This is a genomic window from Pseudomonas sp. LBUM1669 (genome assembly GCF_059695705.1).
The window spans coordinates 49,220-68,603 of the sequence record NZ_CP166785.1 but is presented as its reverse complement, the minus strand read 5'-3'; the positions used below and the strand labels follow the sequence as shown (position 1 = coordinate 68,603).

General features: G+C 52.5%; 15 protein-coding genes and 9 pseudogenes. 13 read left to right on the top strand and 11 right to left on the bottom strand.

Annotated elements, in window-relative coordinates:
- Window positions 1–169: 169 nt before the first annotated feature.
- The 4 genes from ACA051_RS30280 (at window position 170) to ACA051_RS30265 (ending at window position 4,086) form a co-directional block, all read left to right on the top strand.
- The gene (locus ACA051_RS30280; RefSeq protein ID WP_497375914.1) at window positions 170–937 is read left to right on the top strand and encodes a UvrD-helicase domain-containing protein; all 768 of its coding nucleotides are present in this window, start codon (window positions 170–172) and stop codon (window positions 935–937) included.
- Window positions 938–1,006: 69 nt separating this feature from the next.
- The gene (locus tag ACA051_RS30275; protein WP_497375912.1) at window positions 1,007–1,468 is read left to right on the top strand and encodes a hypothetical protein; all 462 of its coding nucleotides are present in this window, start codon (window positions 1,007–1,009) and stop codon (window positions 1,466–1,468) included.
- An 834-nt stretch (window positions 1,469–2,302) separates the two neighbouring features.
- Window positions 2,303–3,115, top strand: a complete 813-nt coding sequence (locus tag ACA051_RS30270) for a ParA family protein (RefSeq protein WP_411961154.1) — start codon at window positions 2,303–2,305, stop codon at window positions 3,113–3,115.
- Window positions 3,115–4,086 (top strand): ParB/RepB/Spo0J family partition protein, encoded by a 972-nt coding sequence (locus tag ACA051_RS30265; protein WP_497375909.1) that lies wholly within the window; start codon window positions 3,115–3,117, stop codon window positions 4,084–4,086. Before ACA051_RS30270 ends, ACA051_RS30265 begins: the two co-directional genes overlap by 1 nt.
- Window positions 4,087–4,581: 495 nt before the next feature.
- Here the strand turns inward: ACA051_RS30265 and ACA051_RS30260 are convergent.
- Window positions 4,582–5,744 (bottom strand): IS3 family transposase gene (locus ACA051_RS30260; RefSeq protein ID WP_497375847.1). Its coding sequence is split into 2 segments (ribosomal slippage): window positions 4,582–5,489 and window positions 5,489–5,744, totalling 1,164 coding nucleotides; the frame shifts between segments, so codons are not numbered across the junction.
- Between the two features lie 684 nt (window positions 5,745–6,428).
- On the opposite strand from ACA051_RS30260, the gene ACA051_RS30255 reads away from it, so the two are divergent.
- Window positions 6,429–6,776: a YgiW/YdeI family stress tolerance OB fold protein gene (locus ACA051_RS30255; protein ID WP_497375907.1), complete on the top strand. Its 348-nt coding sequence runs from the start codon at window positions 6,429–6,431 to the stop codon at window positions 6,774–6,776.
- A 330-nt stretch (window positions 6,777–7,106) separates the two neighbouring features.
- Here ACA051_RS30255 and ACA051_RS30250 read toward each other — a convergent pair.
- Together ACA051_RS30250 and ACA051_RS30245 are read right to left on the bottom strand one after the other, a co-directional pair.
- Window positions 7,107–7,815: pseudogene (locus ACA051_RS30250) on the bottom strand (IS5 family transposase).
- An 85-nt stretch (window positions 7,816–7,900) separates the two neighbouring features.
- A protein-coding gene (locus ACA051_RS30245) for an IS5 family transposase (protein ID WP_497375776.1) occupies window positions 7,901–8,651 on the bottom strand; the annotation gives its coding sequence in 2 pieces (ribosomal slippage) (window positions 7,901–8,215 and window positions 8,217–8,651; 750 coding nt in all).
- Between the two features lie 182 nt (window positions 8,652–8,833).
- Here ACA051_RS30245 and ACA051_RS30240 point away from each other — a divergent pair.
- The 6 genes and pseudogenes from ACA051_RS30240 to ACA051_RS30215 all read left to right on the top strand — a co-directional run.
- Window positions 8,834–9,433, top strand: a pseudogene (locus ACA051_RS30240) (IS5 family transposase); the annotation flags it as partial.
- Window positions 9,427–10,035 (top strand): annotated as a pseudogene (locus tag ACA051_RS30235) (IS5 family transposase); the annotation flags it as partial. The pseudogenes ACA051_RS30240 and ACA051_RS30235, both read left to right, overlap by 7 nt.
- A 219-nt stretch (window positions 10,036–10,254) precedes the next feature.
- Window positions 10,255–11,232, top strand: coding sequence for an IS5 family transposase (locus ACA051_RS30230; protein WP_497375710.1), 978 nt, complete (start codon window positions 10,255–10,257; stop codon window positions 11,230–11,232).
- Between the two features lie 434 nt (window positions 11,233–11,666).
- The gene (locus ACA051_RS30225; RefSeq protein WP_497375905.1) at window positions 11,667–12,002 is read left to right on the top strand and encodes a phage holin family protein; all 336 of its coding nucleotides are present in this window, start codon (window positions 11,667–11,669) and stop codon (window positions 12,000–12,002) included.
- A 364-nt stretch (window positions 12,003–12,366) separates the two neighbouring features.
- Window positions 12,367–12,912 (top strand): glycoside hydrolase family 19 protein, encoded by a 546-nt coding sequence (locus ACA051_RS30220; protein WP_497375903.1) that lies wholly within the window; start codon window positions 12,367–12,369, stop codon window positions 12,910–12,912.
- Complete coding sequence (locus ACA051_RS30215) at window positions 12,909–13,112, top strand: hypothetical protein (RefSeq protein WP_497375901.1); 204 nt, start codon at window positions 12,909–12,911, stop codon at window positions 13,110–13,112. The genes ACA051_RS30220 and ACA051_RS30215 overlap by 4 nt, the downstream gene beginning before the upstream one ends.
- 145 nt (window positions 13,113–13,257) lie before the next feature.
- Here ACA051_RS30215 and ACA051_RS30210 read toward each other — a convergent pair whose 3' ends face one another.
- Window positions 13,258–13,473 carry a hypothetical protein gene (locus ACA051_RS30210; RefSeq protein ID WP_497375899.1) on the bottom strand — a complete coding sequence of 72 codons (216 nt, stop codon included), beginning with the start codon at window positions 13,471–13,473 and terminating at the stop codon, window positions 13,258–13,260.
- Window positions 13,474–13,483: 10 nt separating this feature from the next.
- Window positions 13,484–14,128 (bottom strand): annotated as a pseudogene (locus ACA051_RS30205) (IS3 family transposase); the annotation flags it as partial.
- A gap of 61 nt (window positions 14,129–14,189) precedes the next feature.
- Here ACA051_RS30205 and ACA051_RS30200 point away from each other — a divergent pair.
- The gene (locus ACA051_RS30200) at window positions 14,190–14,465 is read left to right on the top strand and encodes a hypothetical protein (RefSeq protein ID WP_497376035.1); all 276 of its coding nucleotides are present in this window, start codon (window positions 14,190–14,192) and stop codon (window positions 14,463–14,465) included.
- On the opposite strand, the pseudogene ACA051_RS30195 reads toward ACA051_RS30200, so the two are convergent.
- Together ACA051_RS30195 and ACA051_RS30190 are read right to left on the bottom strand one after the other, a co-directional pair.
- Window positions 14,432–14,641, bottom strand: a pseudogene (locus ACA051_RS30195) (transposase); the annotation flags it as partial. The gene ACA051_RS30200 and the pseudogene ACA051_RS30195 overlap by 34 nt on opposite strands.
- Window positions 14,642–14,730: 89 nt before the next feature.
- Window positions 14,731–14,838 (bottom strand): annotated as a pseudogene (locus ACA051_RS30190) (IS5/IS1182 family transposase); the annotation flags it as partial.
- On the opposite strand from ACA051_RS30190, the pseudogene ACA051_RS30185 reads away from it, so the two are divergent.
- Window positions 14,830–15,493, top strand: a pseudogene (locus tag ACA051_RS30185) (aldehyde dehydrogenase family protein); the annotation flags it as partial. The pseudogenes ACA051_RS30190 and ACA051_RS30185 overlap by 9 nt on opposite strands.
- An 804-nt stretch (window positions 15,494–16,297) precedes the next feature.
- Here the strand turns inward: ACA051_RS30185 and ACA051_RS30180 are convergent.
- The 4 genes and pseudogenes from ACA051_RS30180 to ACA051_RS30165 form a co-directional block, all read right to left on the bottom strand.
- Window positions 16,298–16,768 (bottom strand): DUF1353 domain-containing protein, encoded by a 471-nt coding sequence (locus ACA051_RS30180; protein ID WP_497375897.1) that lies wholly within the window; start codon window positions 16,766–16,768, stop codon window positions 16,298–16,300.
- A gap of 1 nt (window position 16,769) precedes the next feature.
- Complete coding sequence (locus ACA051_RS30175; RefSeq protein WP_497375895.1) at window positions 16,770–17,381, bottom strand: hypothetical protein; 612 nt, start codon at window positions 17,379–17,381, stop codon at window positions 16,770–16,772.
- Between the two features lie 14 nt (window positions 17,382–17,395).
- Window positions 17,396–17,532, bottom strand: a pseudogene (locus ACA051_RS30170) (glycoside hydrolase family 19 protein); the annotation flags it as partial.
- A 197-nt stretch (window positions 17,533–17,729) separates the two neighbouring features.
- Window positions 17,730–18,699: pseudogene (locus ACA051_RS30165) on the bottom strand (IS5 family transposase).
- Window positions 18,700–19,384 lie beyond the last annotated feature (685 nt).

Sequence of the window (19,384 nt, the reverse complement as noted above, 5' to 3'; positions counted from 1 at the left end):
AGAGACAGATTTTGCTCGTGTTAAAGGTGAAGCTCTTAAAATGCGGAATTGGGGGCAATCGGATGAAGAAATCGCTATCTCACTTGGTATTTCCAGCGAGGTTATTGAGAAGCTTCTCAGCCTTTAATCTAAGAGTCCGCCCTCCCCTCCCCCCTATGCCGCAGCGTTGATGCACGTACAGACGGACGAACAGATCTATTGTGTGAAGTCCGCCGTGCGAGCGGCTGAGAGTTCGAAGCCATTAGTTATCGAAGCTGGTGCGGGTTGTGGAAAAACAACCACGCTAGAGGCTATTTCTCGTGCGCTTTTCGACGCTGGTCACACTAGGCAGTTGTACCTGGCCTACAATTCCGCACTTGCTGCCGCAGGACGAAAGGCATTTCCTTCCTCGGTAGAAGTGAGAACAGTTCATAGCGCGGCCTATCGTGCCTTATCAAGGCCGCTGGCACTCCGTAAAACAGGGACGGTCTATGCAAAGCATATGATAGACGCCCTAGGCCTCGATCGGCGTTCAACCACTCAGGATAAGTACAGCTATGCAAGGGCCGTCCTGGCCTCACTTGAGCGTTTCTGCGCTTCGGCTGAAAATGATATCCAAGCTGAACACATCGCCCGTCACTTGCTGCCGAAGTCAGCAGGCGACGCTATGGCTATAGAAGACACACGGGCGCTTTTTCTTATGGTCTCTCCATTGAGCAAAAGCGAAATACCCGTTAGTCACGACGCTTACCTTAAAACTTGGCATCTCCTGGGTTCTCCAGGGCTTAATGAGTATCACACCGTATTTGTCGATGAAGCTCAGGACAGCTCGGCAGTCATGCTGAGCAGCTTAGAACGTGCAAATAATTTGATAGCTGTCGGAGACTCAGCCCAGCAGATCTATGGCTTCAGAGGTGCGGTCGACGCGCTTAAAAGGATGGATGAACCCCGTTGTTAATTATCGCAAAGCGTTCGTTTCGGACCTGAGGTAGCACTGCTCGCCAATACGCTCCTACAAAAAAAGAAAGTGAAACCAAATTTGGTTTTAAAAGGGATGGCTTCAAAAGGAACAACCTTCTCACCAGCCCCGAAAGGAGAAGCGGTAACCAAGATCTATCGTACGAATGTGGAGCTTGTGAAAGATGCGCTGATGCTTTATGACCATCAGCGAGGCCCCTTCGTATTTGTCATCGGAGATCTTGAGGATCTAACAGCGAAAGTGCGAACCGCTTTTGAGCTAAAAACGGGTACTGTAAACAGAGCTAGACACCCTGCTTTCTACCAGTTTAAGTCATTTTTGGGTGCAGAGACCTGGGCCGAGCAGTACGCCGATGCCGAAATCGCTCAAATTATTGCGATGACTAAAGAGTTTGCTAATCGGTCTGGTAATGTCATCGCGATGCTTGAGTGCTTGGTCGCTCGGAGCAAATCCAATAAGCAGCCACCTCTCGATGCGCGGTTTATCCTGACTACTGCGCATCGCAGCTAGGGATTAGAGTTTCAAAACACCATTATCGCTTCTGATTTCGACAAGCTTTTTCACCATTCTATCAGAAGCGTCTCGGTCAAAAAATTGATGATGAAATCAATCTCTTTTATGTAGCGCTTACCCGAGGCGTACAAACTGTAGATATTCGATCAGGTTTTCTTCGAGGTCTGCTTTAACGATTTTCTGTAGCCTGCCCCGCTGGAATCTCTATCCCTCCTCCCCTCCTCCAGCTAAATCTATCATCCCTGATCCCCGTCGTTTACCAGCGTGGCTGGAGATTGACTGGTGGCCCTGAAAACTATTTCTGCCGATATGACTTTGAATGCTGTCGTTCTGGCGAACGACGTCGGCGGCGCTATAACAAAAATGAGGAGCTATAGTAGTTCTACAGAACGACAGGTGGTGGAAGCGCCAATCTGTAGCCTCGTAGTCGTTGTTGGCAACGACTCAAAAGCGACAGCCGCTTAAGTGTATCCGGTGCGGCAGGCTATCTCCCTAAGCGCTTTGTTCCTAGTAGGAACACTACGTACGCCCCGACAACCAATCGGCCGTTCCTAGTAGGAACAGCAACCGTGCGGTTGCTTGATAGCAATACTATTTAAGGTCAGCTTTTTCTATGGATCAACTCCATCGATAGGTAGAATGGCCTCAGATTAAACGGCCAACCCCGGCATACTTTGACTCTTAACCAGTCAGGTTACGCGCAGGGTTACAGCGGTACGAAGCGCAAAGCGCGGGTTGGTTTTGTAGCCGTTACTACTAGGAACCAGCTGGTGCTTGCGTTTTCAAATCGTGCGATAGCATCAGGTCAACATTGGAAATGGGAGTTGAACTGTGAAAGGCACACCAAAAGAGAAATCAACGGTTGTCTTTGTGATCGCGAATCACAAGGGTGGCGCCGCTAAAACGACGACAGCAATTAACCTGGCAGACAACATTGCACAGGAGGGCCACTCGGTATGCCTTCTGGACCTCGATCCACAAGCCAATGGAAGCCGTCACATCGGGCTTAGTCATCCTTCAGAAATAAAATACACAGCAGCAGATCTGCTCTCGATTCCTGAGTTGCCTTTGGCAGTGTTTATCCATGATGAAACCCGAGTCGAGGGTGTATCGCTGATTTATGGCTCGATCGCTCTGGAAAATTCAGACGACTTACTCAGAGCTGAACCCCGACCTAACGAGGTTTTGAAGGAGCGTATCGCTCCGTTAATGGGGAAGGCTGACTTTATTATCATCGACTGCCCACCAAGCCTGAAGCTTTTGACCACAAATGCTCTTGCGGCAGGAACACATTTAATCGTGCCGGTTGAGTCAGGGGATGCCTATGGGCTTCATGGACATGAAGACTTGCTAAGTCGTGTCAAGAAGATGAAGCAAATCAATCCGACTTTGTTGAATCTGGGGGTTCTGTTAAATCGGCATGATCAGCGCCAGGTCGTCTGCAAGAACATGGAAGAAAATGCCGCAAACCTGTATGGCGCTGTAATTCCAATTAAAATCGGCACCACAACCAAGGTAAAGCAAGCGTCGAGTTTGCAATGCACATTGCGCCAACTCGATAGCGGTAACACCGTCAGCCAACAGTTTCGCAACTTAGCCCAATGGTTAATCGCAGAAACTAAAGAATTTAGGGAGGAGGTGTAATGGTCACCAAGGCCGCAGCTAAAAAGCCAGAGGCGAATAATCCATCACCACTCAAGCCACCTGCGCGGAAGGGCGGTTTAGCAGCACAATTACAAAATTCGCTAAGTCATCAGCTAGATCATCATCGGACGATGCAACCCTTGGAAGAGGATTTGCATGCGCCTCGGATATCAAAATCAATACGGTTAGATCTGATTGATCCAAACCCTTATCAACCTCGAATGACGTTTGATAAGGACGCGATTGAAGAGCTTGCTCAGTCCATTGATGAGCTAGGCTTGGAAAACCCGATTACAGTCAGGGTCAAAGGGGAGAGATTTGAGCTCGTAACCGGAGAATGTCGGGTGAGGGCCCATAAGGTCCTTGAGAGAGTCATGATCGACGCATTTGTCGTTCATATCGATGACGAGACAAGTGCTGCACGAGCGTTGCAGGAAAACATTCAGCGCCGGGACCTGTCTGACTTTGAGATGTATAACTCAATTCTCCGGATGCGGACCGATTTCAACACGAGCAGCACAATTAAGCAGAAAATCAAAATCAGCAAAGCACAGCTTTCTCGAATTGATGCATTCGAAGTGTTTACACCAGGTGCGCTGGAGATATTGAGAAAGAACCCCAAAATTATGGGCAGCAACACAGCGGGAGCACTTCGCTCTGCTTTGAATCAGGTCAGCGACCTGGATAAGACAAAAATCGATGACGCATTTTGTAAGGCGCTTAGAGATTTAACGAACAACAAGTTTAAGCAGAACGGATTCGTAAATGCGGTTTTACTGCAATTGGGTATCACTAAGCCATCGAAGCCAAAAACCGTTGCACTGGATATCCAGAGGAACGGAGTTGCTATTGCCTACGCAAAAGACACGAAAAAAGAGCGTGTCATCCATCTAGATAAACGAGAATTTACCGATAAACAAATGGCGAGCATTTGGGAGCTAATTCAGTCCTTCAACAAGGAAGAAGGGTAGGGTAGGCCGCGGTGCAATGGTTGGCCAGATTCAGATAATACTGATCTGGCCGCCACTCCCAGATTCCAGCTAACGCAATTTAGACGTCAAACATATTCAATTGATTAGAGCTTTTTATGAATTCCCAAGCGCGGCTGTTAAGAGCGGCTTTCCAGTACCTCCGTGAAAAAGCTGAAGAGAGTCGCCCTGGGCGGGAACAGAAGGCTTCAATGCTACTCGGCAATTTGCTAACCCTCGTTTTGCTTAGAAACAGAAATCGCGATTTGGAAGATAACTTCCCTTGGGTTCTATCTGAGGTCGGGGCTAACGAGGTGAAGAGTCATTTTGTCAAAGAGGGGGAGGGTGTAAAGCACTTTTGGCTAGATCCGGGAACCACAAGAATATATTTGAGCTAGCAAGGAGTGGAGCTTCTTACTTCGGAGAATCACAGTGTCTCGCCTGAGAACGTGACTTTTCTGGGGCATAAGGGGGTTGCTATGGAGGGGTTTGTAGTGGTCAACTAATCCCGGACACGACGTTAAGTTTTTCCTCGGCCCGAGCTGGCGCCAGCCCACCGTTGAATTGGTGAGGCCGAATCCAGTTGTAACGATGCATCAAGAAATGGCTGATATCCCGCTGAGCTTCTTGAGCAGTTCGATAGCCTAGGGTCGGTATCCATTCTGTTTTCAAGCTGCGAAATACTCGTTCCATCGGTGCGTTGTCCCAGCAATTTCCCCGGCGACTCATGCTCTGACCTATGCGATATCGCCACAACCGCTGACGAAACAGTCGGCTTGCATATTGCGACCCTTGATCCGAGTGGAATAGCAGACCCGGAGGCCTGCCACGCTGCTCGTAGGCCATATCCAGCGCCTTGATCACCAGTTCGGCGTCCGGCTTATCCGACAGTGCCCAGCCCACTATCCGCCGAGTGCACAGATCCAGAACGACAGCCAGGTAATTCCATTTTCCTTGCGCCCAAATATAGGTAATGTCGCCGCACCAGACTTGATTGGGCGCGGGCACATCAAATTCACGGTTCAAGGTATTCGGGATATCGAGTCTTTCTACTGTCGCTCGTTTATAGGCATGTGAGCCTGGTTGTTTGCTGACTAAATCAAGCTCGCGCATCAAGCTGCGCACTTTAAATCGCCCGAGTTGCTCACCGTCTTCACGCATCAATGCCAGGATGCTGCGACTGCCCGCAGCACTACGGCTTTGCGAGAATAATTCACTGACCCGGCTGCGCAATCGAAGCCGATCAACGTCGGGCGTGCGGCGCCGCAGGCGCCGGGCGTAGTAGCACGAGCGGGGCACATCGAGCACCTTGCACAGCCAGTCAATCGGCTCATGGGTACTCAGCTGGTCAATCAGCGCAAACGCTCGTGATCTTCCGACATCAAGAGCGCGGTAGCCTTTTTTAGTATGGATTTTTCTCGCTCAAGCCGCGCGATCCGGGCTTCCAACTCCTGAATTTTCTGCTGCTCTGGGGTCAGCGCCTTGCTTTGCGGAGTGACGCCTTGGCGCTCTTTCTGAACCTGGTCAACCCAGCGGCGCAGCGCTGACTCACCAATGCCGAGTGAGCGGCTGGCTTCGATGTAGCTGTAGTTTTGCTTGAGCACGAGGTCGGCAGCCTCGCGTTTGAATTCAGCCGTAAAGGAGCGGCGTTGTTTGGTCATCTGACACCTCGATCTGGCGAGCATTCTCGCCTAAATGGGTGTCCGGTTTCATTAGACCACTACAATTCGACGCCAAAACCAGTCACTTTTTTCCAAATATTCTCATTCGATGCGGCGCGACGGCTTACCGAAGAAGCAACGCCAACGCTTATTTCCTGCCACCCGGTGCTTGCTCATCACGGAGATTAGAGAGGGTCGCGTGTGCTCTTTTCATCCCCCTTTTTTGTACCGGGCCACCGAAAGCCAAAGCGAGTTATTTCCTCCTTCCCGCGTTCGCATCCAGGAAACGAACAACCTACGGAGCTTACAGGCGCTCGTACGGCGATCACGACATGATTGATCACGTCGCAGCAGGCCAAGCCGGCAACCCACTGAATAATCTCCCCCTTTCGCCATCTCTCGGCATACGACACAGTAAATATTTATCCAGAGAAATTTAATAACATTGAAATAGCACCCCAAGTGGTCCCGCGACCGACGTCTTACGCTCAGAATTTTTCTACAGACCAACCATGCTTTATCTTACTTAATTACCCCGCCTATTGACCGCGCAGCCAAGCTGCGGCGAATTTTCGCCAATTTGACGCCATAAGCACAAGTCGATCGTACGGTTACTACAACTCTACGCTCTTCGCCACTCGCAGATATGCATTAAACCAACCTGAATCCCAAAGGAAAAAAAACATGAAAGCGCGCTATTTTTCTCTGTTGCTTGCCCCCCTATTGAGTACCGGAGTTCTGGCCGCATCTTATACCGGACCAGGAGCTCAAACAGTTACTACAGTAGCGGGCGCCAGCGAAGCCGCTGACGATACTCCGGTAGTGCTGCAAGGTTACATCACCAAGAAACTAAACAATGATGACAAGTACGAGTTCAAGGACGCCAGCGGCACCATCACTGTGGAGATCGACAACGAACAACTGCCATTGGTTGCATTTAGCGACAAGACAAAGCTTAAGCTGGCCGGTGAAGTTGAGAGGGACCTGGCAACTCGAAAAGTTGATGTACACCACCTCGAAATAATTAACTAAGTCGAACCGGCCGGAGGCCATTCGGGTACGCGCGGCTCTATAATTCAGATCTAAATCGCACCCAAATAAACCAACCACTCGCTATCACCTAGATCGCAAGTGGTTGCTCTCCCTTTTTAACTCCAGCATTAATCGAACTAAAGATATATATGTGCTGACTTGGTCTGAGGGTAAATTCATGTTAGGGAAGGTCTGAAGTAGTCAGCGATTTTTGATGCCCTCTTTGGTAGAGGTTCAAAAAACACTGGTTTGGTCAGAAATCAGACCTTTCCTGTTCTTAACTCATCGTTTCACCCTTGAACGACGCCTTTTCAAGGCGCTTTTCCCGGATTACAGGCGCACCTCTCCCACAACCAGCAGCCGTTTTCGCATCATCCACAGATTCGACAGGGCAAATAGCGTGGCCTGTTGCGCGGTATTTTTCATCAGGCCGCGAAAGCGCACTTTCGTATAACCAAATTGGCGCTTGATCACGCGAAACGGGTGCTCAACCTTGGCCCGCACCTGCGCTTTCGCGTATTCGATCTTGCGCCGCAGACGACCGATCAAGCTCTTTTTTCCATGCTTTTTATAGCTGCTTGGCCGGGCGGCAATCGACCAGATCATCTTGCGATCCTGATGCTCGGGACGTTTGTCCACGCCGGTGTAACCGGCGTCACCAGACACGTAAGTTTCCTCGCCGTGCAGCAACTGATCGACCTGCGTCACGTCCGCCACATTGGCCGCCGTGCCCACCAGGCTATGCACCAAGCCGGATTCAGCGTCGACGCCGATGTGCGCTTTCATACCAAAAAAGTACTGATTCCCTTTCTTGGTTTGGTGCATTTCGGGATCGCGTTTGCCGTCCTTGTTCTTGGTCGAACTCGGCGCGTGAAGGATCGTCGCATCGACCCCCTTCGCCCTTTGGATAATGCGGCTCGATCAAAGTAACCAAGCCCTTCCAGGGCACGACCTGATCCATCTCGATCAGGAAGCGCTCGCGGCGAGTCTGCTTACGTTTGCCGGCGTACTCGGCGTCGGCGAAGGACATCTGTTTCATCGGGGCTCAACCGTTCAGTTTGTGCGGGGGGATATCACCAGATCGGGAAGTCTTTTTCAGAGTTTCCCTAGGGGCTGTTCCCGTTTCACATGGGTAACCAGAGGAAGGCACAAGCCATAGCCACCACGCTTTCGTAATTTCTCTTGAGTTTGTCGAAGCGCGATGCGACCGCTCGATAGTGCTTCAGCCGGGCAAAAGCGTTTTCTACCAGGTGCCGGTTGCGGTAAAGCTCTTTATCCAGATCCGCATTGCCTTTCACTGAGTTGCGTTTTCTCGGAATCACGGCTTTGGCACCTTGTTGTTCAACCTGTTCGCGTATGGCCTCACTGTCATAACCTTTGTCCGCAATGATCGTTTCAGCAGTGGGAACCCTGGCAATCAACGCAGACGCCTGTGTGCAGATCGTTGATCTGGCCTCCAGTGATTTCAAACACGACTGGTAGCCCGTAGGCATCTACAGCCAAGTGGATCTTGCTGGTGTTGCCTGCTCGGCTTTTCCCTATGGCCTCATCCTTGCTACTGGCAGCACCTGCACTGTGCTGGTGGGCCTTGGCATAGCTGCCATCGATGAAAACCCATTCCATGTCCGGTTCAGTCACCAGCGCCTGAAAAACCTTGAGCCACTTACCTGACGCGGACCAGGCATTGAAACGCTTGTAGACTTTGCTCCAGCTTCCGAATGCCTCGGGCAAGTCTCTCCAGGGGCATCCTGTGCGCATGCGATACAGCATGCCTTCGACGGTCATCCGTAGATCACGCTTGTTGTAGATGGCCTTGTGCAGCAGAATTTCCCGCAGCTTCGACCAGTGCTCATCACTGAGCAGTAATCGGGGCATTGCAAGCTCGTATTGGTGTTGTGTGAGAGCTATAACGATACGAGCTTGTTCTTATATATCAATGGCTTAGATCGAAACGGGAACAGCCCCTAGGGGCTGTTGACGTTTCACCGGAACAGCAGAGGAAGAAGAGCAAACCCGCAGAATAGAGGTTCCAACACCGACAATCCTGCGAGCTTGCAATGCCCCGAGTGATGCTCAGTGACGAGCTTTGGTCGAAGCTGGAAAAAATTCTGCTTCAGCAAACTATTTACCACAAGCCTGATTTGCGATTGACCGTTGAGGGGATGCTCTACCGGATGCGCGTTGGTTGTCCGTGGCGAGATCTGCCCAGCGCTTTTGGATGCTGGAACTCAGTCTCCAAGCGCTTCAATGCGTGGTCGGTGGCTGGCAAGTGGCTCAAGGTTTTCAATACGTTGATCGAAGACCCAGATTTTGATTGGGCTTTCATCGACGGAACCTATGTGAAGGCCCATCAGCACAGCACGGGGGCCGCCAGTGACCAACCAGAAGCGATCGGCAAAAGCCGCGCTGGCCATACGAGCAAGATCCACCTGGCTGTCGATGCACATGGCTTGCCTGTGGCTTTCGAGATCACTGGAGGTGACGTCAATGACTGTACTGCCGCCCGTGAATTAATTGCGCAGCTACCATCAGCCGAGGTCATCGTTGCCGACAAGGGCTACGACAGTGAGCGTATTCGCGAACAGATCGAAGCCCAAGGTGCTCGACCAGTGATCCCGAGAAAGCGTAACTCAATCAAAGGCAATGGCGATCTGGATATCTGGGTGATCTAGGCCTGTCGTTGCGCCAAGGCACCATCGTCGATGCCACGCTGATCAATGCGCCGAGTTCGACCAAGAACAAGGACGGCAAGCGCGACCCAGAGATGCACCAAACCAAGAAGGGAAACCAGTATTACTTCGGCATGAAGGCCCACATCGGCATCGATGACGAATCGGGTTTAGTTCACAGCGTGGTCGGTACGGCAGCCAACGTTGCAGACGTTACCCAGGTCGACAAACTGCTTCACGGCATGGAAAACATGGTTGGGGCCGACGCGGGTTACACCGGCGTAGAGAGATGCCCAGAGCATGAAGGGCGGGAAATGATCTGGCAGATCGCGGCCCGCCGCAGTACGTACAAGAAGCTGAGTAAGCGCAGCGCACTTTACAAAGCCAAGCGCAGGATCGAGAAGGCCAAGGCCCAAGTGCGCGCCAAGGTCGAGCACCCGTTCCGGGTGATCAAACGGCAGTTCGGGTATGTGAAGACACGCTTCCGTGGCCTGGCGAAGAACACGGCGCAACTGGTGAAACTGTTCGCGCTATCGAATCTGTGGATGGCGCGCAGGCATTTACTGTCGAATGCAGGAGAGGTGCGGTAATGCGGGGAATGGCTGCCGCGAGGTGCTCGCGGTGGCTAAAAACACAGACATGAGCGGGTGATCTGATCGTTTTTGATCGATTTACCGCTTTCAAAATCGGCGGGGCTGAAGTCAGCCAGAAATGCACGGCTACTTCAGAGCATCCCTAGGGAAACTCTGAAAAAGACTTCCAGATCTGGTGAAATACCCGCCTGACACGAACACGACGGTTGAGCCCCGATGAAACAGATGTCCTTCGCCGACGCCGAATATGCCGGCAAACGTAAGCAGACTCGCCGCGAGCGCTTCCTGATCGAGATGGATCAGGTCGTGCCCTGGAAGGGCTTGGTTACTTTGATCGAGCCGCATTATCCAAAGGGCGAAGGGGGTCGTCCAGCGTATCCGCTGATGGCGATGTTGCGGGTCCATCTGATCCAGAACTGGTTCGGCTACAGCGATCCGGCGATGGAAGAGGCATTGTACGAGACCACGATCCTGCGCCAGTTTTCGGGGCTGCACCTAGATCGGACTCCCGATGAAACCACGATCCTCAACTTCCGCCGCTTGTTGGAAAAACATGAGTTGGCAGGCGGGATTTTGCAGGTTATCAATGGCTATCTGGGCGACCGTGGCCTGCTGTTGCGTCATGGCACGGTGGTCGATGCGACGATCCTTCACGCGCCGAGTTCGACCAAGAACAAGGACGGCAAACGCGATCCCGAAATGCACCAAACCAAGAAAGGGAATCAGTACTTTTTTGGTATGAAAGCGCACATCGGCGTCGACGCTGAATCCGGCTTGGTGCATAGCCTGGTGGGCACGGCGGCCAATGTGGCGGACGTGACGCAGGTCGATCAGTTGCTGCACGGCGAGGAAACTTACGTGTCTGGTGACGCCGGTTACACCGGCGTGGACAAACGTCCCGAGCATCAGGATCGCAAGATGATCTGGTCGATTGCCGCCCGGCCAAGCAGCTATAAAAAGCATGGAAAAAAGAGCTTGATCGGTCGTCTGCGGCGCAAGATCGAATACGCGAAAGCGCAGGTGCGGGCCAAGGTTGAGCACCCGTTTCGCGTGATCAAGCGCCAATTTGGTTATACGAAAGTGCGCTTTCGCGGCCTGATGAAAAATACCGCGCAACAGGCCACGCTATTTGCCCTGTCGAATCTGTGGATGATGCGAAAACGGCTGCTGGTTGTGGGAGAGGTGCGCCTGTAATCCGGGAAAAGCGCCTTGAAAAGGCGTCGTTCAAGGGTGAAACGATGAGTTAAGAACAGGAAAGGTCTGATTTCTGACCAAACCAGTGTTTTTTGAACCTCTACCAAAGAGGGCATCAAAAATCGCTGACTACTTCAGACCTTCCCTAGCGCCAGCGTTGGTTGCCTAATAAGTATTACCAAATGAATCGTCACTGTTGGCAGGATCCATTATCAGACATCGTCTTCCAATTTCAAACAAAGGCCGCTATAAAACACTATATTCGAAAGTGGAATGCAGTGTTAAGCTCTACTATATTTCGCTCATTTAATATGGTTGGTACATGCACATCTTATTACTGGATGTGCAAGATGGAGATTTTTTCCATTTTTTGCAGTGTTCTGAGTGCTTGTTGTCCGTAGGTCGCAAGATGCGATTTGTTGGGACGTATCAGTGTGGATGAAGAAAACATGGAAGAATTAATACGCTCGTGGATTTATGTTTTAATCGCTGCAGTCGGTGGAGTATTAGGTCATATGATGCGCAAACTCGGCGCTCAACAACCGATTCGAGTCGGCGAGACAGTATTGCAAGGTATCGGTGCAGCGTTCGCAGGTTACTTGGTGTTGCTGGGTTGCCGCTCATTTGATCTCCCGCCAGATGTCTCTGGCGTCATCATTGGGCTATGTGGGTGGCTGGGAGCAGATGCGACCTTAATGCTGTTGCAAACTTACATTTATAAAAAACTTAAAATAGGGGAGCATGCTGATGGCGAGTCAAAAGACAACTAAAGGTAGGCATCGGGGCATTTATTTACTCATTGCCATTACTATGGTGTCGATGAGCTTTGCATTTGATCAACATTTCAAGGTCATGGATGCCCGGTACTCCTATCGCGGAGTTTCAGACAACGATATGCAAAAAAAACAAATGGTGCACAAGCGTTTTGCGTAATTCAAAACACTATTTTTTTGCATTCGGTAGGTCGCTGAAAAAGCTGATGCGACTGCAGCGTTATCGAGCGAGTTGGATCATGTTCCAAACGAAACGTTGGTGTGGGTTACTCGGCCTCTGATAGATAATGGTGCTAAGTGCTCATGGATAAAGTATTGGTCTCGGACCGTGAATATCACATTAATATAAAGGTACTGACACATGGCAATGACGGCGCTACAACTCTCTACGGTGCTTCCTCGGTCCGGCCCAGCGGCGGGGCTTTTTGCCCCAATGCTCAATAAGGCGATGGATAAATATCAAATTAATACAAAAAAGCGTGTCGCCGCCTTTATTGCTCAAGTCGGTCACGAGTCAGGTGAGTTACGTTATTTGCGCGAGATTGGCAGTCACGCCTACCTTGGAAAGTACGACACTGGTTCACTCGCCAGGCGTCTTGGCAATTCCCCTAGCGCGGATGGCGACGGGCAACGGTATTGCGGGCGCGGGCTCATTCAGATCACCGGTTTAAGTAACTACCGCCAGTGCGGCGATGCGCTGGAACTGGATTTGGTCAGCCACCCCGAGTGGCTGGAACAGCCTGAATATGGTTGTCTTTCAGCGGCCTGGTTTTGGCACCGTAACGGCTTGAACCGTTTGGCCGACGAGGACGCCTTTGAATCCATTACCCGCCGGATCAACGGCGGCCTCAACGGGCACCCTGAGCGATTGGCCTTTTATAATTTAGCTCTATCGGTTTTCAAGTGAATACGTTGGACGCACGACGCCACAGCCTCTTGGCATTGGCATTGGCATTGGCATTGGCATTGGCATTGGCATTGGCATTCGTCAGTTTTGACGCTTTCATGGCCTGGCAATGGCAGGCCAATCGGTACAACGCCGAAATTTCCAGCATCAGAGCGCAGGTAGCAGAACAGGAGGCCGAGCATTCGAGACTCACCAACTAAGCCATCACCCAGGAACAACAGCGCAATGCACGCTTGACTGAAGCGCTCAGTCAATTAGAGCAACGCCGCTTTTAAGGAGATTCAGGATATTCAGAACATCGCTCAGCTCCTCACTCTTGATCTCTCTACTGCTCGCCAGCGGTTGTCAGTCCGGGTTGTCAATCCGGTATGCGGCAGTGGGTTGCCAACCCAATCCCCCGCCGGGGTCTTGGGCCATGGCGCCGACACCGCCGAGCTTCATCCTGCAGTTGCAGTAGATCTTGCCGCTCTTGCCGCAGACGCAGACGCAGACCAGTGCGCGGTAAAACTCGCCTATCTGCAACGGCGTGAACAGGTGCTGGGGCGGGGCCAAAATATTCAATATGTAGTGGTCAACTAATCCCGGACACGACGTTAAGTTTTTCTTCGGCCCGAGCTGGCGCCAGCCCACCGTTGAATTGATGGGGTCGAACCCAGTTGTACCGATGCATCAAAAAATGACTGATGTCGCGCTGGGCCTCTTGGGCCGTTCGGTAGCCCATGGTTGGTATCCATTCGATTTTCAAACTCCGAAATACTCGCTCCATCGGCGCATTGTCCCAGCAGTTTCCTCGGCGACTCATGCTCTGGCGCATTCGATAACGCCAGAGCCGCAGGCGGAATAAACGGCTCGCATACTGCGACCCTTGATCCGAGTGAAACAGCAACCCCTGAGGCCTTCCACGTTGCTGGTAGGCCATGTCCAGCGCCTTGATAACCAGCTCGGCGTCCGGCTTTTCCGGCAATGCCCAGCCCACTATCCGACGCGCAAAAACATCCAGCACAACAGCCAGGTAGTGCCATTTGCCCTGGGTCCAGATGTAAGTAATGTCGCCGCACCAGACCTGATTGGGCGCGGGGACATCTAACTCCCGATTCAACGTATTCGGGATATCCAGTCGTTCAACCGTCGCTCGTTTATAGGCGTGAGAACCAGGCTGTTTGCTCACAAGCTCAAGTTCGCGCATTAAGCTACGTACTTTGAACCGGCCCAGTTGCTCACGATGCGCGTGCAGTGGCGGGTAGCAGATGGCGTTCCACAGTTGACGGAGGTGCCCTTTGCGCGAGCTGCCTAAACCTATTTTTATCAACGTAGACCCCGCCGCAACCGAGGCGAAGTTGATTGCCCGCTATGAGGAAAAGTCAGGGAAGACACTGTACCCCGCGCAGGTGGAACGCCTTTTCATCGACCAGATAGCCTACGCCGTAACGCGTCAGGAGGCGGCCGTACAGAACGCTGGCCAGCAGCTCCTGGTGCGGTTCGCGAAAGGCCCGATTCTGGATTATCTGGGCGAACTGGTACCTGACGCGGACCAGGCATTGAAACGCTTGTAGACTTTGCTCCAGCTTCCGAATGCCTCGGGCAAGTCTCTCCAGGGGCATCCTGTGCGCATGCGATACAGCATGCCTTCGACGGTCATCCGTAGATCACGCTTGTTGTAGATGGCCTTGTGCAGCAGAATTTCCCGCAGCTTCGACCAGTGCTCATCACTGAGCAGTAATCGGGGCATTGCAAGCTCGTATTGGTGTTGTGTGAGAGCTATAACGATACGAGCTTGTTCTTATATATCAATGGCTTAGATCGAAACGGGAACAGCCCCTAGGCTCTGTGCGATAAGTATTGTCGCAAACCCCGCATGGCACAGGCCAATGAGACCATCGTCGCAAAACTTTTCGCGAGCTTGTCGAAGCGCGTAACGATGCGGCGAACCTAACCGATATTGAGCGGGCCAAGGCGCGCGGGCGTCCCACTACGCGGTCGCTCGCCGACGAGCGCATGCGCCGCGACATGATCGCAGGCCTCAGGGCCTGGCATGATGCGGCGGCCACGCACGGCAAAGTGGTCAGTTGTGTCGAGCACGACGGCTGAAGTCGAGCAAGTGGTTTCACCGCTGGGCATCGTCTCTTTCGTCTTCGAAGGTCGGCCGAATGTGTTTGCCGACGCCGCCGGTGTGTTGCGCACGGGTAACACGGCAGTGCTGCGCATTGGCAGCGATGCATTGGGCACGGCGCAAGCCATCGTTACCCACGCGCTGAACCCGGCACTGAGCGACGCCGGGTTGCCGGTCGGCGCGGTGTCGCTGGTGGAAAGCGTCAATCACGCCGCCGGTTGGGCGATGTTCGCCGACCGGCGCCTGTCGCTGGCGGTGGCCCGTGGTTCGGGTCGCGCCGTCAGTCAATTGGGCAGCATCGCCCAACAGGCCGGCACCTCCGCCAGCCTGCACGGCACCGGTGGTGCCTGGCTGATCACCGACAAGGACGCCGATGCCAAACGCTTTGCCGCGGTAGTGCGCAACTCGCTGGATCGCAAGGTCTGCAACACCCTGAACGTCTGCCTGATCCAGCGCGACTGGCGCGGCGAATGACGACCTTCCTTGAATGGGCGGGGCGGTAATTGTGAGCCTCGATCACCTTTGGTCGGTGCCAGGATGTCGAGCAGCGGCTCGAAATAGGTCGGTGTAAGCGATCAAGGATTGACCGGAAAAACACCAACAACAGAGCCCCTTTATTTTCAGGCATATTACAACCGAGTTCAAATGATGTGTACGAACAGGATCGGATTGATGTCGTCGCAACCGCCTTCGTCACCGCCTAGGCCACCAAGACCGTACAGCAGCGCAAGCAGAATGATTGGCCACAAGTTGTTTTGATCGCTTCACATGCGACCCCCTGCCAAAGCTACCATCAGCGCCGCATTACTGCCGCCGCCGTCGGCGCCGGTTATGTTGATATTGATTTAGCCCGCGATATCGTTAATTTCACTCATATCTGAATCCTCATGCTTGTACTTGTATTTGTACTCAAGCGAATGAACAGGATCTGCCTGATCTGCCTCAACAGCTTCCGGCATGATTCCCTCCGCTGCTGACGCTTGATTCGGTAGCGCCCTTGCATGCACATCGAGTATTGAGCACAAGTAAACAAACAGATACACGTAGGGGAACCGTAGGTCCCCCTCTCAAAAATGGCTTTACTCAAAAACCACCAAAAATCCCCCTTGGTCATCGACTATGACAATGATCTTGTGATCCGATTGAATGGCTTTTCTGATTGCGTTTGGCTACTGCGCATCCGTAACACTGCAACTTTCTTCGAGACTTTTCTACGTAATCAGTGAGGGGCATTTCGATCCTGGTGTCGATACCTGAGATTACGGCGGGGTTTGGTCAGCTGTTCCAGCTCGCTTCCAACGCACGCTTCTGCGGCGTGCTGGTAGGCTTGGCCACGCCCGACAATCGTCGGTACAGGCCCACGGCCCCAGAAATAACTTTCCGCTTGGCTGCGGGCACCTCAAGCACGCTCATCGCTTCAAACAGGATGTTGTCGCAGGCCTCTCGCGTGATCGAGCACGGCCTACCGTTGACGGTCACGCTCAAATACTCACAGACAATGTCGTGCACCACTGCAGCCTGCCCGTAGGCACCCCATGGCGGGATCAGTGACCAGAACAGGCGCGGCACGCTAGCGCCGTCCGTGAGGTAGCCGGCGGGTACGTGTACCCATGCTTCACCCCCTATTCTCTGAAGGCGATATCTAAATCCTTGAGTCACCCGCCAGTAATCGGCACCGAGGACCGCGCTGGCCTCGGCGTCGTACTGAACATTGAGTGGCGCACTGAACTCTCTGAAGTCTCCCATGTTAATAATCCTTGCCAGTGGCGAATCGAGCCCAGCGACCCAGCGCCGCCCGGATTGAGGTGTATTCGTCAGGCCGCTTTTCCACGAAGCCAACCGTGATCACGCCAACCAGGTGCCCATCATCGGGAGGTATGCCGACTGCGCAGACCCACGTGATACCAACCTCGGTGAGTACTTTCCCGGTCGGAGACCAGGACGTATGCTCGGCGCAAAACTCATCGCCGCGAATAAGCCGGATCACGCTGATCACTAGCTCTGGATGATCCGAAAATAATGGCTCAACGCGACCTTCCAGCTCCGGCCGCCGGATGCTGATCCAAACCATCATCGGCCTGCGTGCATCAATACCTTGACTGGCAAACCAGACAAAGACACTGTCTGGTTGAAGCTCGCTGACCAGTCCATCGAGCAGAGCCGGCAATCGCCCCTTAATGATTTCAGGTTGCCCCCAGCGGCTTGTAGCCTCTGTGAGAAGCTTTACGCGGAATTCCCAAGCGACGTACAAAAAGCCACCCAGCAGCGCCATTACCAGCAGCTGCGCAATCAGCTTCCAGCTCAGCTTATTAAAGAAAAATTTGATCAGCTCTACGGCATTGCTAGTATCGATCTTCATCTCAGACTCTTCCATCAGTCGGCTTCCAATACTTCCAGTGGTCGATCTTGCAGAGCCTCGCGATCAGCCAGGCATTTAGCCCGCCATTAATACGGCGCGTGATTTTTTCGAAGCTGCGTGCATCCGCCAGCGTGTTTAGCCCATTGTGTGAAGTGGTACAGCCGAGGATTGTAGTGGTCAATTAATCCCGGACACGACGTTAAGGAAGGTCTGAAGTAGTCAGCGATTTTTGATGCCCTCTTTGGTAGAGGTTCAAAAAACACTGGTTTGGTCAGAAATCAGACCTTTCCTGTTCTTAACTCATCGTTTCACCCTTGAACGACGCCTTTTCAAGGCGCTTTTCCCGGATTACAGGCGCACCTCTCCCACAACCAGCAGCCGTTTTCGCATCATCCACAGATTCGACAGGGCAAATAGCGTGGCCTGTTGCGCGGTATTTTTCATCAGGCCGCGAAAGCGCACTTTCGTATAGACAAACTGACGCTTGATTACCCGAAACGGATGTTCAACCTTGGCCCGCACCTGCGCTTTCGCGTATTCGATCTTGCGCCGCAGACGACCGATCAAACTCTTTTTTCCATGCTTTTTATAGCTGCTTGGCCGGGCGGCAATCGACCAGATCATCTTGCGATCCTGATGCTCGGGACGTTTGTCCACGCCGGTGTAACCGGCGTCACCAGACACGTAAGTTTCCTCGCCGTGCAGCAACTGATCGACCTGCGTCACGTCCGCCACATTGGCCGCCGTGCCCACCAGGCTATGCACCAAGCCGGATTCAGCGTCGACGCCGATGTGCGCTTTCATACCAAAAAAGTACTGATTCCCTTTCTTGGTTTGGTGCATTTCGGGATCGCGTTTGCCGTCCTTGTTCTTGGTCGAACTCGGCGCGTGAAGGATCGTCGCATCGACCACCGTGCCATGACGCAACAGCAGGCCACGGTCGCCCAGATAGCCATTGATAACCTGCAAAATCCCGCCTGCCAACTCATGTTTTTCCAACAAGCGGCGGAAGTTGAGGATCGTGGTTTCATCGGTCTAGGTGCAGCCCCGAAAACTGGCGCAGGATCGTGGTCTCGTACAATGCCTCTTCCATCGCCGGATCGCTGTAGCCGAACCAGTTCTGGATCAGATGGACCCGCAACATCGCCATCAGCGGATACGCTGGACGACCCCCTTCGCCCTTTGGATAATGCGGCTCGATCAAAGTAACCAAGCCCTTCCAGGGCACGACCTGATCCATCTCGATCAGGAAGCGCTCGCGGCGAGTCTGCTTACGTTTGCCGGCATATTCGGCGTCGGCGAAGGACATCTGTTTCATGGGGCTCAACCGTCGTGTTCGTGTCAGGCGAGTATTTCACCAGATCTGGAAGTCTTTTTCAGAGTTTCCTTAGATTGTCTGCCCTACGATGGAAGACGTAAACCTTTGGTTTTTCCCAATAAATTTATCCGTTGAACATCAGTTTTATTCTTATACAGACTGACAACCTACTCATCATTTTGGCTGTAGGACGTTTTTGAAAGCTATTTACACAAGTTACATTGTGGGTAGGGAGGCACATAAAATTCGACTCTGAGCAGCACCCCGCTCCAGAAGCCTGATGAACTAGAAATGAGTAATGACCGTCCCGGTGATGATAAAAACTCAACCCCTTGCTTATGCTTGGAGATATCGGAATAATCGCTGAAGGAATACGCGGCGTATACAGCCGTTAAGGTTGCTCTGATTAGACACATAGATGCCGGAGAAAGCACGGTTTCTTGGGTGACTGGCAGGGCAGGTATAGTTTTTCCAGTGACTTTGAACTGCTGTGGTACTAGTTGACACTGTTTCTATTGTGACTCAGGCGAGCGCATGGGGGTGGACAATAACTGAGGATTAATGTATTTGCTATTCGAGGGGGAGGGTGCCTTTTAGGGGTGTTTTAAAATAGTACGTACTAAATTTATTTCTCTCACGTGAACCATGCCCGCGGAGCTAAAAGGAAAAAATCATCGAGGGCGGC

What these genes read in the sequence shown, in the direction of transcription:
- ACA051_RS30280 (WP_497375914.1), top strand. Translation starts at nt 170, where the DNA reads ATGCACGTACAGACGGACGAACAGATCTATTGTGTGAAGTCCGCCGTG.
- ACA051_RS30265 (WP_497375909.1), top strand. Translation starts at nt 3,115, where the DNA reads ATGGTCACCAAGGCCGCAGCTAAAAAGCCAGAGGCGAATAATCCATCA.
- ACA051_RS30255 (WP_497375907.1), top strand. Translation starts at nt 6,429, where the DNA reads ATGAAAGCGCGCTATTTTTCTCTGTTGCTTGCCCCCCTATTGAGTACC.
- ACA051_RS30230 (WP_497375710.1), top strand. Translation starts at nt 10,255, where the DNA reads ATGAAACAGATGTCCTTCGCCGACGCCGAATATGCCGGCAAACGTAAG.
- ACA051_RS30220 (WP_497375903.1), top strand. Translation starts at nt 12,367, where the DNA reads ATGGCAATGACGGCGCTACAACTCTCTACGGTGCTTCCTCGGTCCGGC.
- ACA051_RS30180 (WP_497375897.1), bottom strand. Translation starts at nt 16,768, where the DNA reads ATGGGAGACTTCAGAGAGTTCAGTGCGCCACTCAATGTTCAGTACGAC.
- ACA051_RS30175 (WP_497375895.1), bottom strand. Translation starts at nt 17,381, where the DNA reads ATGAAGATCGATACTAGCAATGCCGTAGAGCTGATCAAATTTTTCTTT.